Here is an 18,430-nt window from a genome sequence, read left to right as displayed (position 1 = left end):
CATGTTATCTTTGGGCTAATAAATATCATACTTCACTTTTTTAATGAATTCTGCTACATTTTATAAATTGCTCCGTCAAAAATTTCCTTTTGATCCTACGATAAAACAGGATATTTTTTTGCAAAAAGCAGCAGACTTTATTACTAACGTTTCAAAAGACGAATTGTTTGTACTAAAAGGGTATGCCGGTACTGGGAAAACTACAATAATTTCTACTATTGTAAACCATTTAATAGAAGCTAATAAAAAATATGTCTTACTTGCACCTACAGGGCGTGCGGCTAAAGTAATTGCAGGATATTCCAATAAACCGGCTTTTACGATCCATAAGCGTATTTATTTTCCTAAAAAGGGTAGTGGAGGCAATATAGGATTTACGCTTCAACCCAATAAATTTACCAATACAATTTTTATTGTTGATGAAGCTTCGATGATCTCTGATACTGTACAGGAATCTAAAATGTATGAAAATGGGTCATTATTGGATGATTTGATGTCATACGTATATTCCGGCAATAATTGTAAAATGATATTAATTGGAGATACTGCACAGTTGCCTCCTGTAAATTCTGATCTCAGCCCGGCATTAGATATAGATTCCCTTTCATTGCATTATTTTAAGGATGTTCATCATATTGAGCTTGATGAAGTAATGCGTCAGGAAGAAAATTCAGGAATATTATATAATGCAACTGAATTAAGAGAAATATTAAAGTCATCTTTCATTGATACCTTTCAGTTTAAATTAAGAGGGTTTAGAGATATTATAAGACTAACTGATGGCTACGATATTCAGGATGCCATAAATCAGGCATACAATAATTATAGTATTGAAGATACTGCTTTTATTGTGCGTTCTAACAAAAGGGCTAATCAGTATAATCAGCAAATACGTACCAGAATATTATCAAGAGAAAGCGAACTTTCTACAGGAGATTTTATGATGGTAGTTAAGAATAATTATTTTTGGCTTAATGAAAAAAGTGAAGCCGGATTTATTGCAAACGGAGATATTATTGAAATACTTGAAATATTCAGGATCGAGGAGCTTTACGGATTTAAATTTGCAAAAGTAAAGGTAAGAATGGTTGATTATCCTAACCAGGTTCCGCTTGAAACCTATTTATTACTGGATACTGTAGAAAGTGAGTCGCCATCTCTTACTTATGAAGAATCTAATAGATTGTATCAGGAGGTAATGAAAGACTATGAAGGTGAAGCACAATATAAAAAGTTTCTAAAGGTTAAAAACAACCCCCATTTTAATGCACTACAGGTTAAATTTTCATATGCCATAACCTGTCATAAATCTCAGGGTGGACAATGGAATACTGTATTTATAGAACAACCGTATTTGCCTGATGGTATTACTAAAGATTATATACGCTGGTTATATACTGCTGTAACAAGGGCAAAAGACAGATTGTACCTTATAGGTTTTAAAGATGATTATTTTGAAGAATAAATTGTAATATAATGAAAATAATAGCTGTAATACCCGCACGATATGCCTCAACCCGTTTTCCTGCAAAATTAATGCAGGATCTGGGTGGTAAAACCATTATTACCAGAACATATCAGGCAGCACTGGAAACCGGGCTGTTTGATGATGTTTTCGTGGTAACTGACTCTGATATTATTTTTAATGAAATAATAACTAATGGCGGTAAAGCCATTATGAGTGTAAAAGAGCATGAAAGCGGAAGCGACAGGATTGGTGAAGCTGTTGAAAATCTTGATGTAGATATTGTAGTTAATGTTCAGGGCGATGAGCCGTTTATAAATAAAGAACCATTAGCTGATCTATTGGAGGTTTTTAAAAGTGATACCGCTCATGAAATTGACCTTGCATCTGTTATGATGCATATAACAGATTGGGAAGATATCGAAAATCCTAATAATGTAAAAGTTATTGTAGACCAAAAGAAGTTTGCACTATACTTTTCACGTTCAGTAATTCCGTATCCAAGAGATAAGGAAGCAGGAGTAAGGTATTTCAGGCATATAGGAATTTATGCTTTCAGGAAACATGCTTTGTTAGATTTTTATAATTTACCAATGCAATCACTGGAAGCCTCAGAAAAACTGGAACAGCTTCGTTACCTTGAATATGGCAAGAAAATAAAAATGGTAGAAACCAGTCATGCAGGTATTGGTATAGATACTCCGGAAGATTTAGAGAAAGCAAGAAAAATGCTAAACAAATAGAATGGTAAAGCAATATCTTAAAAAATATTGCTTTACCATTTATTATTTTTATGCAAGTTTTTTAATAGTGTATAGCTCATTATGAACCTCAACTTTAGGGTACATTCGTAAAGAATAATTATTATCGAAACGTGATTTATAATTTTTATTTCGTTCAAAATCTTTTTCAGTTAATGTCATGGTATTAAATAATATAAATCCATTTACATTAAGTAAATAGTTAACTCTGTTAATGAAAAAATCTTCAAATAAAAAGTTAGGCATTTTCGTATCCTGAAAAATATCTATAATAATAAGGTCATACTTTTCTTTTGTTTTTAAAACAAACTCAAAAGCATCATCTATTACAATTTCCAGATTCTTTATTTTATTTAGGTCAAAATAAGTATTAGCAATTTCTATAGCTGCAGGATCTATTTCTACACCTGTTATTTTTCCTTTAAATTGTATTTCTTCTGCAAGGGTTTTTATAACACTTCCTGCAGCTACTCCCAATACCAAAACATTTTCAAAACCTCGTATTCTTTCGTACCCGATGTAATTAAGGCCTTTACGGAGTATTCGCTGCAGGCTGCCATAAGAGTAGTTGGTGTTTTTAGAATCAAGTATAAGCTGTCCATTGTTATACGTAACTTCCAGTTTATTACTGATAGCAGAATTTTTCTTGTAAATGTTTATAGGTACAAAAAAACTGAGGAGTCTTTTAAGCATTGGATATATTTTTCGGCAGTAAATATATATTATTTTTACAGCTCTGTTTTGAGAAGAATATGAAAAAAATATATCAATTTATATTTTTCAGGCTATTGCATTGGCAGATAGAAGGTGTGATGCATCCTGAAGTAAAAAAATGCGTTATTATCGTAGTGCCTCACACAAGCTGGATGGATTTTGTAATTGGAGTATTCGCCAGGGGAAGTATAGGGCTTGAAATGAATTTCGTAGCAAAAAAAGAGCTTTTCAGATTTCCGTTTGGTGCTTATTTCCGTTGGATGGGTGGTGCTCCGTTGAACAGGCAAAAAAATGAAAACAAAGTGGATGCAATTGCCGGAATTTTTAACGGGCGTGATATTTTCAGGCTTGCGATTGCGCCGGAAGGGACAAGAAAGAAAGTTGAAGTATGGAAAACAGGATTCTACTACATAGCATTAAAAGCTAATGTGCCTGTAATTGCTGTAGCATTTGACTATGGCAATAAAACCGTAAAAATCGCTGAACCTTATTATTTATCAGGTGATAGAGATTGGGATATGAAGGTGTTAGAAAAACATTATAAAGATGTTGCCGGATATATTCCTGAATATAGTTATAAAAATGATTAAGAATAGTTTAACTAAGTGTTTAAACAATTTAACAACTACTCTTAGTAATTTTACATCAAGAGAAATACGAATGATACCTTATTACCAATAAAGTATATATTGAATATCATTCCCCGGAAAAAGGGGATTATCTTATTAAAGATAATTTGTGTTTGTTTTATTGGTTAATGGCCCCGGTCAGCTTTTTATAAAGCTATCGGGGTTTTTTAATTGCCTGAGATATATTCTTTATAAGTTCCATTATTGTAAAAAATAACAATTCTTTCTATAGAATTTTCATTAGCTTTTTTATTGTTTACAGACTCAACAGTTTTGCCTGTATCAGGTTTTATATCCAATTCCTTTTTTATTTCTGGTTCACTTGTTTTATCTTCAGAAGAAAATAAATCTAGTGAAACTGCTCCTTTGGCTGAAATAGGAGGAGGAGAGTCATACTCTTTTTTATCAGTTTCTTGTACAGCTTCAGACTTTGGAAAATTACCAGCTCCATTTACCAGCCAGTAAAAGTCTACTTCAGGAAAGTTGTCAATAATCTTCATCACAAAATCAAGGCTGGGTTTGTTTCTGCCGGACATTAAATGTGATAATGCCGAACGTTGTACACTCATTTTATCTGCAAAAACAGAAGCAGACAGCCCATAAAATTCTAATATAATTTCAAGACGTTTTACAAAATCTTCAGTGTTTACCATTGTAACTTATTTAAATATATTTGTGATATTACAAATGTAAACAATTTATTTGTGCAAAAAATACCAGAGGTAAAAATATAAAAATTAACTGTATTAAAACTTTAAATTCCAATATATAATACACTGATTTATTAGTGCTTAATATATGTATTTAACAGTGATTGATTAATTTGTAAGATAATAAAATAGGCCTGTTTACAAAAGTAAATTATTAAACAATTAGATGTATTTACAATTGTAACTTTTAAGATGTTTACTTTTGTAATCAAATTTAAGATACATGGATTTAAGGCAAATATTTATAGATAACAAGGAGGAGAGATTATATGGCAGATATATTACCAATAATCATATTGAACCTGTTTTAAATGAATTAAAAAAAGTTTTCGCAGTAAGTGTTATCGGCACGTCTGTTCTTCATGAGCCTATCTATAGCGTAAAAGCAGGGAGTGGGAAAATAAAAATTTATATGTGGTCTCAGATGCATGGCAATGAATCGACAACTACGAAAGCTATTTTTGATTTTCTTAATTTTCTTAAAGGAGATAATGAATTTGCTGTGCGGTTAAAAGCAACTTTTACTTTTCTAATTATTCCTATACTTAATCCTGATGGTGCAAAACTTTATACTAGAGAGAATGCATTTAAAGTAGATCTTAATCGTGACTCAGTTAATTTATCGCAACCAGAAAGCAAATTACTTAGAAATATTTTTGAGGAATTTAAGCCCGACTACTGTTATAATATGCATGATCAGCGGACTATTTTTGGTGTAGGAGATATTCCTAAGCCGGCTACAGTATCTTTCTTAGCCCCGTCTTATAATAATGAAAGAGATATAAATAATACCCGTTTAAAAGCTATAAATGTTATAGCGGCAATGAATGAAACACTCCAACAATTTATACCCGGGCAGGTGGGTAGGTTTGATGATTCTTTTAATATAAACTGTATCGGGGATATGTTCCAGTCATTAAATGTACCAACCATACTTTTTGAAGCAGGACATTTTCAGGATGACTATGAGCGAGAGCAAACAAGAAAATTCATCTTTTTTGCATTATTATCAGGATTTAATGCTATTTACGAAAACGTTATAGTTGTTAACAAAAAGGAAGAATATTTCAATATTCCTCAAAATAAGATTATATTTTATGATATCATGTACAAAAATGTCAAAATAAATTATGAAAATAAAGAAAAAATAACGAATTTTGCATCACAATATAAGGAAGTGCTATTTGAGAATTCTGTAATTTTTCGAGCTATTATTAGCGAAATAGGTAATTTGGAAGGGTTGCATGCACACAAAGAATTTGATGCTTTTGGTGCAGAATTTCTTGATGATGAGCTTAATAAAATGCCAATAATTGGAAATGAAGCAGATTTTTCTGTTGATTTAAACAGGAAATTTGTTAACGGAGTAGAAATAGAGTAGTAAAATATCCTTATAAATGAATTTTTTTAATAACGGTTTTAAAAAATTGAATTAGAGAAACCAATATAACCTTAAAAGACACATTTATGAGCAAATTTCGTTTAGATGAAGTTGACCATCAGATACTGGATATGCTGATTGACAACACAAGGGTTCCGTTTACTGATATTGCAAAAAAACTATTGATCTCTGCAGGAACTGTCCATGTGAGGGTTAAGAAAATGGAAGATGCAGGTATTATAATGGGATCTTCATTAACACTTGATTACGAAAAATTAGGCTATTCATTCATTGCTTATGTTGGGGTTTTCCTTCATAATACTTCACAAACTAAATTTGTGCTTGAAAGAATAAACGAAATTCCTTTTGTTACTGTAGCTCACGTTACAACCGGTAAATTTAATATCTTTTGCAAGATCAGGGCTAAAGATACAAAACATGCTAAAGAGGTTATCTTCATGATTGATGATATTGAAGGAGTTTACAGAACTGAAACAATGATTTCGTTAGAAGAGAGCATCAATGACAAAAAAAGACTGATGCATACAATATTTAAAGACCTGTAAGGTTTTTATGAAAATTTTATAACCCTCATGTAATATACATGAGGGTTTTTTTATTAAATTCAATCCAATAAAAAACATCTTATGTATCCTGCTACCAGAATAGAGCGCTTTAATGAACAAGTGCAGCTAAAATACCAGCTTTTTAATAGTATATTCATGACCTTGCCCTTTAGGGCTATAGATAATACAGGTAGTTTATTGCCTTTATTTTCTGAACTATGTGAAGAAGGCTATAAAGAAAATAAAAGCCCTGAACAAATATTTAATGAATTTGCCGATAAGTACCTTACTGATACTTCAGAGGAAGAGAAAATAGGGATGATGTTCCGTTTCATTCAGTATGTAGAAAGGCAAATAGTGCTTTTTGATGCTATAGAAGATGCTGCTTTTACCAATCTTAATAATCTTGAAGGTAATGGCTCGCTGCGTCATAGCCGTGATAAAGCTGAAAATCTGGGTTTAATGGATGAATTAAGAGATTTTCTTGATGACTTTCAGGTGCGTGCTGTTTTAACAGCGCATCCAACCCAATTTTATCCCGGGTCTGTATTAGGTATTATTACCGATTTAACTGAAGCCATTAAAAATAATAATCTGGGAGAGATTAAAAATCTGTTATCACAATTGGGTAAAACTCCTTTTATAAAAAAAGAGAAGCCTACACCTTATGATGAAGCAGTAAGTCTTATCTGGTATCTGGAAAATGTATTTTATAAGGCTGCGGGTGATATGTCTTCATATGTACAGAATGCAATTTTTAAAGAAGGTACTTTAAAGCATCCCGTTTTGTCATTTGGTTTCTGGCCGGGTGGAGATCGTGATGGAAATCCGTTTGTAACTACTGAGATTACACTTAAAGTAGCCGACAGGCTTAGGAATTCTATTCTTAAGTGTTATTACAGAGATATAAGAAACCTTAAAAGGAAACTTACTTTTGTTGGTGTTGAAGAAAAAATAACTGACATTGAAGTAAAATTATACCGCTCAGTTTTCTATTCACAGGGGGAGATTTATATTACACTGGAAGAGCTTAAAAAAGAGCTGTCTTCAATTCGTGATTTGATCGTTAATGAGCATCAGTCCTTGTATTCTGATGAAATTGACGAATTAATTAATAAGGTAAATCTTTTTGGCTATCACTTTGCTTCTCTGGATATTCGCCAGAATAGCAGAATACACGATTCTGTTTTTTCTGATGTAATAAATTATTTAAGCAAAACTAACAAGGATCTGTCAGATTATGGCAAGTTAGATGAGCTTGAGAAAATTAAAATACTTAACACACTAAAAGGTAGTATTAAACCATCTGATTTTGAAAATGAAGATACTAAAAAGACATTAGAATCGATAATAACTATAAAAACTATCCAGCAAAGCAATGGCGAACTTGGAGTTAATAGGTATATAATAAGCAATAACGAAAGCGCTTTAAATGTACTTGAGCTGCTTACATTATTTACGTTACTGGATTTTAAAAATCCTCCTGTAGATATAGTCCCTTTATTTGAAACTGTGGAGGATCTTAAGGAAGCAGACACTATAATGAAATTGCTTTATGAAAATGAAGTATATGCAAAACACCTTAAATCACGCGGTAACAAACAAACCATTATGCTTGGTTTTTCTGACGGTACTAAAGACGGGGGATATTTAATGGCAAACTGGAGTATTTATACCGCAAAAGAAAATCTTACTTTAATGGCCCGTGAACATGGTATTAAAGTTGTGTTTTTTGATGGGCGTGGCGGACCACCGGCAAGGGGCGGGGGGAAAACTCATAAGTACTACGCATCTCAGGGAGCTACAATAGATAATAATGAAATACAGATTACAATACAGGGACAAACAATAAGTTCTAATTTCGGCATATTAGACAGCTGTCGTTTTAATCTTGAAAATTTATTAAGTGCCGGTATTACAAATGGTGTATTTGAAAAAGAAAAAAAACAATTTACCCCGGAACAGCGTGAAATTATGAAGCATCTCTCTGAATTGGGTTACGAAAAATATACTGCTTTTAAACAGCATCCAAAATTCTTACCTTATCTGGATCAGATGAGTACGCTAAACTACTATGCCAAAACTAATATTGGCAGCCGTCCTTCCAAGAGAAGTAAATCAGCTTCGCTGGATTTCGGAGAATTAAGAGCAATACCATTTGTAGGATCATGGAGCCAGCTTAAGCAGAATGTACCGGGCTTTTACGGTGTAGGGTATGCATTAGCACATTATGAAAAATCTGGTGAATGGGAAAAAATTCAGAACCTGTATGATAATTCACTGTTTTTCAGAACACTTCTTGAAAACAGTATGATGTCATTATCTAAATCATTTTTTCCGCTTACGGCTTATATGAAAGAAGACGAAGAATTTGGTGAATTTTGGGAAATTATTTATGAAGAATTTCTTGAAACGAAACGACTGTTACTTAAAATTTCGGGATATAGCGAATTAATGGAAAATTACCCTGATGGTAAAGCTTCAATTAAATTAAGAGAGCATATTGTATTACCTTTGCTTACCATTCAACAATATGCATTAACAAAAATAAGGCAGATGAAAAAAGGTGATGAGAATGCCGATAAGCTGGATGTATTTGAAAAAATTGTAACCCGTTCCCTTTTTGGAAATATTAATGCCAGTAGAAATTCTGCTTAAAAAATGAAAATTACCGATATACAGACTGACGAATATGCGCCTTATCAGGAATCATATATTAAATTAGTTGATCCGGCTTATACACTTACTGAAGAGCTTGAGATAAGTGTTCATAATTTAATCCACTTTGTCAGGGAAATTCCTATGGATAAATATGACTATCGTTATGCAGAAGGAAAATGGACTATAAAAGATATACTTCAGCATTTAATTGATTCTGAAAGAATATTCGCTTACAGGGCTTTACGCTTTTCACGTGGCGATGAAACCATATTACCTGGCTTTGATGAAAATTTATATGCTGATAATGCTGAAGGTTCAAAAAGATCTATAAATGATCTGTTAACCGAAATATCTGCTTTACGTCATGCAAATATTATGATGTTCAAATCATTTCCTGTAAATGCTATGCTAAGAAAAGGTGTTGCTTCAGGCTATACAGTGTCTGTCCGCGCGTTTGGTTTTCTTATTATAGGCCATCAGAATCATCATATTAATGTTTTTAAGGAACGTTACTTATAACAAAAAAAGGCAATCCTGTTTAATTGGGATTGCCTTTAATATTCTTCCAGCTTATTAGCAAGAGTTTTTTTAATGCTTATTTTCTATAGTATAATTATCGGCTTTATTGCATAGTTTATATGTACTTAAAGCAAAAAATGAGAAAATAATATGAGCTGTAAATAATTGTTTGTAATAACCATAACGATCATTATGTGGCGGCTTCTCGTGTTGTGAAAAAATAATTTTCCATACAATAATTCCCACAACTCCGCTTAAAGAGCCAATAATTAAAATTTTACTTATGGTAGGATGTGTTAAAGCTCTTTTCCATAATAACCAGTAAACAGCCATAAAGCTAATTCCTGTAACATAATGCAATCCCCATCCTGCAGGATGATATCTTTCATTATTTACATTTGGTAAATTTTTAGAATTGTCAATAAGTTCATTAATCATTTCGGGTTCCAGGTATTTCTCATTTTCCTTTTTAGAAATGTAATAACTATATAAAGTCATAAATGTAGTACCAACAATTCCGGCTATAATTAGCTTTTCTGTAGTTTTCATATTATAATATATAAAAGGAGGAAGGCGATGCCTTCCTCCGGATTATTACTGCATTGTTTTTTCTTCTCTTTCCCAGATACGATGTTTTCCAAGCTCTTTGATAAAATTATCAGCAAAATTTTTGTCGTTATTAATTACTATGCCTAACATAGCTGCATCTTTTTTATCAGCAGGCTTTTTACCAATCGCTTTTTCCAAAAGCTGCTGAACTTCAATATCAGCACCAATTACTTTACAATGCCTGTAAGCATTGCTTATAAATTCTAAAACATTATAGTTATTCTCTAACATCGCAGCATTAGGTGATGCAGGAATATATACTGCATCAAATAATACAGAAGACGAAGAAAAAAATGTATGATCGGCCTTAATTTCTTTACCCTTATCAGTTTTTATATTGCCGGCATGTGGGCCAATAATCATCGCCATTGCACCCTGTGATTCCAATGCCTTTTTAAGGTTATTAACTGATGTTTCGCTAACACCATCTGTGCAAATAAAAGCTACTTGCCTGGTTTCAATGGTATTAGTAACAGTTGGATTTTTTAGCATACTTAAAGCATCCGAAGGCTTATAACTTTTGTCAATCGGTTTTGGCTCATGTTTCTTTGTATCGGTATCGGCGCCTATGCCATGATTTAAAGGCTTTTCAGGCTGGGATGGTACCGCAATTCCTAAACCTTCAGCAACTTTATTAGCAAGTTTTTTATCTACCTGAGATAGTAAACCAAGCATTCTTTCACGAATAGCAACAGTTTCTACTTTACTAAGTTCAAAACGTAAAGCATTTATAATATGATTTTGTTCTACTTCGGTCTGACTGTTATAAAACAAAGCCGCCTGGCTAAAATGATCGGCGAAACTTTCACTGCGTTCGCGTACTTTGTGAGCTTCAACCCTTTCATTTACACTTACAAAACCTCCCTCAGCCATTTTTGCCTGAAAAGGGCATCCGCCACCTAATGAATTAGGGCTATAACTTGTACGTCCCACATTTATTTCCTGTCTCATATGGCCGTCCCTCTGGTTATTATGCATAGGGGCAATAGACCTGTTGATAGGAATTTCATGAAAATTTGGACTTCCCAGTCGTGATAGCTGAGTATCTGTATATGAAAACAGCCTGCCCTGTAGTAAAGGGTCATTAGAGAAGTCAATACCGGGAACTAAATGCCCGGGGTGAAACGCCACCTGTTCTGTTTCGGCAAAAAAGTTATCAGGATTTCTGTTAAGTACCATACGTCCGATCTTAGTTACAGGAACCAATTCTTCAGGAATAATTTTAGTAGGATCAAGCAGGTCAAAATTGAATTTGTGTTCATCTTCTTCCGGCACTATCTGTACTCCAAGTTCCCATTCAGGATAATTTCCATTTTCAATAGCTTCCCATAAATCTCTTCTATGGAAATCAGGATCATTACCGGATATTTTTAATGCTTCATCCCATACAACAGCATGAGTACCTAATTTGGGTTTCCAGTGAAATTTCACAAACACTGACATATTTTTTTCATTTACAAGGCGGAAAGTATGAATACCGAAACCTTCCATCATCCTTAAACTTCTCGGAATGGCACGGTCACTCATAACCCACATTATCATATGCATAGATTCAGGCATTAAGGAAATAAAATCCCAAAACGTATCATGAGCAGAAGCTGCCTGTGGAATTTCATTATGCGGCTCCGGTTTCACAGCATGTATAAGGTCAGGAAACTTCATAGCATCCTGAATGAAGAATACTGGCATATTATTTCCGACTAAGTCAAAATTACCTTCCTGAGTGTAAAATTTAACAGCAAATCCACGTACATCGCGCGCAAGGTCTGTTGAGCCCCTAAATCCTGCTACCGTAGAAAAACGCGCAAATACAGGAGTTTTTATAGTAGTATCGTTTAAAAATCCAGCTTTAGTATATTGATTTATATTACCATACGATTCAAAATATCCGTGAGCAGCAGAACCTCTTGCATGTACAATGCGTTCAGGAATACGTTCATGATCAAAGTGTGTAATCTTTTCACGCATTATAAAATCTTCCAGTAGGGAAGGCCCGCGTTCTCCGGCTTTTAGGGTGTTGTGATCGTCATTTATCTTAACACCCTGATCAGTAGTAATAAACTGGTTTTCGCTGTATTCTTTGTTTTTTTCCAGGTCTTTTAATTTTGCATTTTCTGTTGTAGGTGTGTCATTTTTCTTCATTGTAAGATTTTTAGTTGGTTAATACATGAGGTATTGCTACTATTTTTTAAGCATTTTTTTTACTTGTCACGTTAAATTTACAATCATTATCTCTTAAAAAATTGTCAATTGTATTAACTTTAGCTTATCTAATATCCTGATATTATGCTCTTTTATATTGATGTAATATAGTATTAAAGTAAAATCTGTAAGTTTAGCTTTATATAAAAATTAGAAACAATTTAAACCCAACTGAATTATATTTATTAATTTTAGCCCGTGCAAAATTTAAAGCAAATAGCAACTTATTTTCTATCAGTATATTTACTGGTATTAATGGTATTTCCTTGTAGTGATGCACATACTAAAAATGTAGTTTTAAAACACAGTCAGATTGAACAAAGTCATGCCGGCCATCATGATGATATTGAAATTTGTACGCCTTTTTGTGTTTGTGGCAGTTGTGTGGCAGCTGTAATTGTACATTCTCCTTTTGATATAACATTTTTTATTCCTGTTCCAACTTCGTTTCAGGAACCTGTTTTCTATCAATCATTACAATCTTTGTTCAAAGGTTCTATCTGGCAGCCGCCCCAATTGGTATAATGATGTGCCGGTGATGAACCGGCTGTAAGTGTTTGGCATTAAGCCGGACTTTAACATAGTAGTCATTATAGTAAAACAATTCGATGTTAGATAAGATTATTCATTTCAGCATCAACAATAAGTTTATTGTTGGGCTGTTTACTTTGGCATTAATAGCTGTGGGAAGTTATTCGCTTAACAACCTCTCAATTGATGCCCTTCCTGATATTACTAATAATCAGGTGCAAATCATAACAACTTCACCTACACTGGCAACACAGGATGTAGAACAGTTTATTACCTATCCTATAGAGCTTTCAGTAAAGTCCATTCCCCAAATTGTAGAACTACGTTCTATAAGTCGTTTCGGTCTTAGCGTAGTCACAGTGGTTTTTAAAGAAGATACTGATATTTACTGGGCTCGTGCACAGATTTCTGAAAGGCTGCGGCAAGCAGAAAATATAATTCCCAAGCGTTTAGGCAGCCCTGAAATGGCTCCTATCAGTACAGGTCTTGGGGAAATTTATCAATATGTTGTATTTCCTGAAAAAGGTTATGAGGACAAGTATAGCGCTATAGAACTGCGTACTATTCAGGACTGGATTATAAAACCACAGTTAACAGGAACACCTGGTGTAGCCGAAGTAAATACTTTGGGAGGTTTGTTAAAGCAGTATGAGATAGCTGTTGATCCTGACAGGCTAAAGAGTATGGATGTAACCATAACCGAAATTTTTGACGCTCTTGAACAGAATAATGAGAATACGGGAGGAGCTTATATCGATAAGAAGCCCTATGCCTATTTTATCCGCGGAGTAGGTATGGTAAGCAGTATTGAAGATATTAAAAAAATTGTAATTAAAAATAAAAATGGTATTCCTATACTGGTGCGTGATGTAGCTACGGCCCAAATAGGCAGCAGTATACGCTATGGTGCGGTAACAAAAGACGGAAAAGGAGAAGAAGTAAGCGGCATGGTAATGATGCTGAAAGGGGAGAACAGTGGTGAAGTTGTTGCCCGGGTAAAAGAAAAAATGGAGCAGATAAAAAAATCATTACCGGAAGGTGTGTCTGTAGAACCTTTTCTTGACAGAACAAAGCTGGTAGACAATGCTATTGGAACAGTACGTACCAATCTGATAGAAGGAGCGCTGATTGTAATATTTGTATTAGTGCTGCTATTAGGCAACTGGCGTGCAGGCCTGGTTGTGGCATCTGTTATTCCACTTTCACTTTTGTTTGCTATTACTATGATGCGCCTTTTTGGTGTAAGCGGCAATCTGATGAGCCTTGGTGCTATTGATTTTGGGATAATAGTAGATGGTGCCGTTATTATAGTTGAGGCAATTATTCAAAGACTGGAGGCTATGAAAAAACAGCAGTTAACTTCCAATCAAATGAATGATGAAGTTTATACTGCTGCCTCTAAAATACGAAGCAGTGCTGCATTTGGAGAAATAATTATACTTATAGTTTATCTTCCTATACTTGCCCTTGTGGGCGTAGAGGGGAAAATGTTCGGGCCAATGGCCCAGACGGTTTCTTTTGCAATACTGGGGGCCTTCCTGCTTTCGCTAACCTATGTGCCAATGATGAGTGCTTGGGTGCTTAAAAAAGAAACAGGGCACAAACCTAATATCAGTGACAGAATACTTAACACCATTTATACTATTTATCAGCCTGTGTTAAACACTGCACTTCAGTTTAAAGGGATCATTATAAGTGTATTTGTTGGGATATTTATAATAGCCTTGTTTATTTTTAATTCTCTTGGGGGAGAATTCATTCCTACACTAGATGAAGGTGACATTGCTACCCACCTCATTATTGCTTCCGGAAGTTCGCTGTCTCAGGAAGTGGAAGCAACCACTAAAGCAGAAAAAATTCTTAAAGAACGTTTTCCGGAGATAGAAATGATTGTAACCAAAATAGGCAGTGCGGAAATACCTACCGATCCTATGCCTATTGAGGCCGGCGATATGATAATAATATTAAAAGATAAAAAACTATGGACCTCTGCTGAAACCAAAGAAGAACTTATGGAAAAAATGGAGGAAGCGCTGGAACAGATACCCGGAGCAATAACAGAGTTTTCTCAGCCGGTACAAATGCGTATGAATGAATTGATGACAGGTGTAAGGAGTGATGTAGCTATTAAGATATTTGGTGAAGATATTGATATGCTTGTTTCCAAAGGTGACGAAGTAATGCAGGTAATACAGGGTATTGAAGGTGTTTCCGATGCACGTGCAGAGAGAGTGGCGGGACTTCCACAGGTAACAGTACGTTACAATAAAGATCGCCTGGCACTTTACGGACTAAACATAGGAGAGCTGAACCGTGTGGTCCGTATGGGGTTTGCCGGAGAGGCAGCAGGTACCGTTTATGAGGGGGAAAAGCGTTTTGATCTTGTAGTACGCCTTAAACCTGAAAACCGACAGGACATAAACAACCTAAAATCTATGTATGTAACCCTGCCATCCGGCAGCCAGATTCCCCTCGAACAGGTAGCAGATATAAAATATGAAGAGGGTCCGATGCAGATAAGCCGTGAAGACGGAAGAAGAAGAATTGTAGTAGGCTTTAATGTAAGGGGGGAAGATGTGGAAAGCGTGGTAAGCCGTATTCAGGAGAAATTATCAGAAAATCTTATACTTCCCGCTGGTTACTATATAACTTACGGCGGACAGTTTGAAAATCTGCTGGAAGCTAATAAACGGCTTATGGTTGCTGTACCTATAGCCCTCGGTTTGATATTTATCTTATTGTATTTCACATTCAGGTCTGTAAAGCAGTCTATACTCATATTTACTGCTATTCCACTGGCAGCCATTGGCGGTGTTTTTGCACTTTGGATAAGAAATATGCCTTTCAGTATTTCAGCAGGTGTAGGCTTCATTACTTTGTTCGGTGTAGCTGTGCTTAATGGTATTGTGCTTATCGCTTATTTTAATCAGCTTAAAAAAGAAGGAATGGATAATATTTATGAACGTATTAAAGAAGGTACCAAAGTACGATTAAGACCTGTTATTCTTACTGCTATGGTAGCCTCACTAGGTTTTCTACCTATGGCTTTAAGTACAGGAGCCGGTGCAGAAGTACAAAAACCTCTGGCAACAGTAGTAATAGGCGGGCTGGTAACGGCAACCCTGCTTACTCTTATTGTATTGCCTATTCTTTATTATTACTTTGAAAAAGGATTCAGAAAAATGCCGGATACGAAAGTAATCACTGTAATTGTACTCTTATTTTCCATTTTTGGAGTCCGCGGACAATCCACAGAACCGTTGAACCTGAATAAAGCAATAAACATTGCTTTGCAAAATAACAAAGGATTGCAGGCAGCTTCTTTAGAAAGCAAAATGCATTCACAGTTAAAAGGAACGGCTTTTGACCTGCCAAAAACTAATATTTCCGGTACTTTCGGACAACTAAACACAGTACAGCAGGATAAGAATATTACCATTTCCCAAACTTTCAGTCCTTTTACCTATGGGCCTAAAAAGAAGCTTCTTAATGAAAATGCTCTTGCAGCAGAACTGCGTTATACAGGTGATAAGCAGGATATGATATTAAGTGTACGGCAATCTTGGAATGCGTTGCTTTATTACTTACACGTAAATAAAGCCCTTAAGAAGCAAAACGATCATATGAAGAAATTTGTTCGGGCTTCCGACCTGAAATTTCGTACAGGAGAAACCGGCTCGCTTGAAAGTACCACAGCCAACGCCAAGCAGCAGGAACTGGAACAGCAATTACTTCAAAATGATGCTTTAATGAAGATTGAAAAATATAAGATAAAAACGCTGTTGAGTCTGAAAGATGATTTCACACTCAGCGATTCAGCATTTGTATCTCTGCCGGCTTTTGAATTGTCAGACTCAACTATGGTTCAAAACAATGCAAACCTTAAGCTGGCCCGCAAGGAAAGTGATATAGCAAAAGCTAATGCCCGTATTGAAAAGTCTGCTTTATGGCCTGAAGTTAGTGCCGGTTATTTTATGCAGTCCATACGAGGGCCACAGGAAGTAAACGGCAATACCGTAAATTATGATGGCGCATTACGTTTTACCGGTTTCTCAATAGGAATTGGCATACCTATATTTGCAGGTAGTACTTCTTCAAGAATTAAAGCAGCCAAGATTAATACACACGCGCAGGAGGCACATGCAGATTATATGAAGGAACAGATTCAGAGTGCTTATAGTCAGCAGATTGAACAGCTTACAACTTTTGAATCCCTTATCCGATATTATATAAATACTGCACTTCCTAACGCAGGTATCATTGAAAATAATGCTTCAAAAGCCTATTTAAATGGCGATATTTCTTATATAGAATATGTACAGGGACTGGAAACAGCCCTTGGTATAAGGCTTAATTATCTTAATGCAATTAATAAACACAATCAGGCAGTAATTAACCTGCAATACCTTTTAAACCAATAGAAAATGAAAAAGATAAATTTTAGAACTATACTTTATATCCTCCTGGGAATTGCGGTTGTTTTTGCTCTCGATTATTTCTTTTTGCGCAAACCAGCAGAGGAAACTGCTCATGATCATAAGCATCAGAAAAATAAGGAAGCTGTAAAAGAAGAAGAAAACACAGCAGTGAAAGAGGTGGAGCTTAGCAAGGCACAGTTTGAAAATGCTTCAATTGAATTGGGTGGCTTTTCATTAAAGAATCTTAGTGAAGTGGTTAATGCCAATGGCTATACAAAACTCCCACCACAGAACCAGGCAGATGTTTCTGTGCATATGGGCGGTATAGTCACATCAATCAAAGTTATTGAGGGAGAGCAGGTAAAAAAAGGACAGATATTAGCGGTGTTGGAAAGCCCTGAATTTGCCCGCCTGCAGGAGGCTTATCTTACCTCTAAAAGTAATCTGGAGTTTTTAAAACTGGATTTTGAGCGTCAAAAAATACTTAGTAAGGAGAATGTAAATTCGAAAAAAATATTCCAGCGCACTAAGTCAGATTATGAAATTGAAAAGGCAAAATTTAATTCTCTTGACAAACAGCTTTCGCTTCTTAATTTAAGCAAAACTAGTGTTAACTCCCTAATGTATGTAACTTCACCCATTTCAGGGCATGTAACTGAAATTAATATAACACTAAGCAGCAGTGCTGAACCCGGTAAACCATTGCTTACTATTGTAGATAATTCCAAACTTCATGTAGACCTTTTGGTATATGAAAAAGACCTCTCAAAAGTAAAACCGGGACAAACTGTTCGTTTTGTGCTTACAAATCAGGATAATACTGAAATCATAGGAAAAGTATTTAATGTAAGCAAGTCTTTTGAGAATGATACCAAATCGGTAGCTGTTCACGCCGATATTGTAAATACGGGACAATCACTCATTCCGGGTATGTATGTAAATGCTCTTATTGACGTAGGAACACACCGGGTAGAGGCTATACCTTCGGAGGCTGTTGTAAGAGCAGAGGGCAGGGAATATATTTTTATATTAGAAGATGAGCATAAGGAACCTGATCATAGTGAACATGCTGAACAGGGGCATGATGATGAGAATATCCCAGAAGAAGATTCGTATCATTTTCAACGTATAGAAGTAAAGACGGGCACAACTCAGTTAGGCTATACACAGATAACACCACTTCAGAAAATTCACAAAGAAACAATAATTGTTCTGAAAGGTGCTTATTATATCCAAAGTCATCTTGTTAAAAGTCAGGGGGGGG

General features: G+C 34.9%; 14 protein-coding genes. 10 read left to right on the top strand and 4 right to left on the bottom strand.

The window, feature by feature from the left end:
- Positions 1–43 precede the first annotated feature (43 nt).
- A complete protein-coding gene (locus tag NHE85_RS15420; RefSeq protein WP_252813033.1) occupies positions 44–1,465 on the top strand; it encodes an ATP-dependent RecD-like DNA helicase in 1,422 nt (473 codons plus the stop codon).
- Positions 1,466–1,476: 11 nt separating this feature from the next.
- A complete protein-coding gene (kdsB, locus tag NHE85_RS15415; RefSeq protein WP_252813032.1) occupies positions 1,477–2,208 on the top strand; it encodes a 3-deoxy-manno-octulosonate cytidylyltransferase in 732 nt (243 codons plus the stop codon).
- A 48-nt stretch (positions 2,209–2,256) separates the two neighbouring features.
- Here kdsB and NHE85_RS15410 read toward each other — a convergent pair whose 3' ends face one another.
- Positions 2,257–2,919, bottom strand: a complete 663-nt coding sequence (locus tag NHE85_RS15410; protein WP_252813031.1) for a spermidine synthase — start codon at positions 2,917–2,919, stop codon at positions 2,257–2,259.
- 59 nt (positions 2,920–2,978) lie between these two features.
- Between NHE85_RS15410 and NHE85_RS15405 the strand changes: the two genes are divergently transcribed.
- Positions 2,979–3,530 (top strand): 1-acyl-sn-glycerol-3-phosphate acyltransferase, encoded by a 552-nt coding sequence (locus NHE85_RS15405; RefSeq protein ID WP_252813030.1) that lies wholly within the window; start codon positions 2,979–2,981, stop codon positions 3,528–3,530.
- Positions 3,531–3,736: 206 nt separating this feature from the next.
- Here NHE85_RS15405 and NHE85_RS15400 read toward each other — a convergent pair whose 3' ends face one another.
- Positions 3,737–4,222, bottom strand: coding sequence for a helix-turn-helix transcriptional regulator (locus tag NHE85_RS15400; RefSeq protein WP_252813029.1), 486 nt, complete (start codon positions 4,220–4,222; stop codon positions 3,737–3,739).
- Positions 4,223–4,502: 280 nt separating this feature from the next.
- Between NHE85_RS15400 and NHE85_RS15395 the strand changes: the two genes are divergently transcribed.
- The 4 genes from NHE85_RS15395 (at position 4,503) to NHE85_RS15380 (ending at position 9,406) form a co-directional block, all read left to right on the top strand.
- Positions 4,503–5,660, top strand: a complete 1,158-nt coding sequence (locus NHE85_RS15395) for a M14 metallopeptidase family protein (RefSeq protein ID WP_252813028.1) — start codon at positions 4,503–4,505, stop codon at positions 5,658–5,660.
- A gap of 86 nt (positions 5,661–5,746) precedes the next feature.
- Positions 5,747–6,226: an Lrp/AsnC family transcriptional regulator gene (locus tag NHE85_RS15390; protein ID WP_026300077.1), complete on the top strand. Its 480-nt coding sequence runs from the start codon at positions 5,747–5,749 to the stop codon at positions 6,224–6,226.
- An 81-nt stretch (positions 6,227–6,307) separates the two neighbouring features.
- Complete coding sequence (locus tag NHE85_RS15385; RefSeq protein ID WP_252813027.1) at positions 6,308–8,884, top strand: phosphoenolpyruvate carboxylase; 2,577 nt, start codon at positions 6,308–6,310, stop codon at positions 8,882–8,884.
- A 3-nt stretch (positions 8,885–8,887) separates the two neighbouring features.
- Positions 8,888–9,406, top strand: a complete 519-nt coding sequence (locus NHE85_RS15380) for a DinB family protein (protein ID WP_252813026.1) — start codon at positions 8,888–8,890, stop codon at positions 9,404–9,406.
- Between the two features lie 69 nt (positions 9,407–9,475).
- Here NHE85_RS15380 and NHE85_RS15375 read toward each other — a convergent pair whose 3' ends face one another.
- Positions 9,476–9,955: a hypothetical protein gene (locus NHE85_RS15375; protein ID WP_252813025.1), complete on the bottom strand. Its 480-nt coding sequence runs from the start codon at positions 9,953–9,955 to the stop codon at positions 9,476–9,478.
- A 45-nt stretch (positions 9,956–10,000) separates the two neighbouring features.
- Positions 10,001–12,157, bottom strand: a complete 2,157-nt coding sequence (locus tag NHE85_RS15370; protein ID WP_252813024.1) for a catalase — start codon at positions 12,155–12,157, stop codon at positions 10,001–10,003.
- Between the two features lie 258 nt (positions 12,158–12,415).
- Between NHE85_RS15370 and NHE85_RS15365 the strand changes: the two genes are divergently transcribed.
- The 3 genes from NHE85_RS15365 to NHE85_RS15355 all read left to right on the top strand — a co-directional run.
- Positions 12,416–12,742: a DUF6660 family protein gene (locus NHE85_RS15365; RefSeq protein WP_308219365.1), complete on the top strand. Its 327-nt coding sequence runs from the start codon at positions 12,416–12,418 to the stop codon at positions 12,740–12,742.
- A gap of 83 nt (positions 12,743–12,825) precedes the next feature.
- Entirely contained in the window at positions 12,826–17,169 is a 4,344-nt protein-coding gene (locus tag NHE85_RS15360; RefSeq protein ID WP_252813022.1) for a CusA/CzcA family heavy metal efflux RND transporter, read from the top strand.
- Between the two features lie 3 nt (positions 17,170–17,172).
- Positions 17,173–18,430, top strand: a 1,258-nt coding sequence (locus NHE85_RS15355) for an efflux RND transporter periplasmic adaptor subunit (protein ID WP_252813021.1), incomplete at its 3' end; no start/stop codon positions are given.

Source organism: Flavobacterium sp. NRK1, from assembly GCF_024054175.1.
GTDB lineage: Bacteria > Bacteroidota > Bacteroidia > Flavobacteriales > Flavobacteriaceae > Flavobacterium.
The sequence above is the reverse complement of the archived record's forward strand: the minus strand, read 5'-3'. Positions and strand labels throughout refer to the sequence as shown.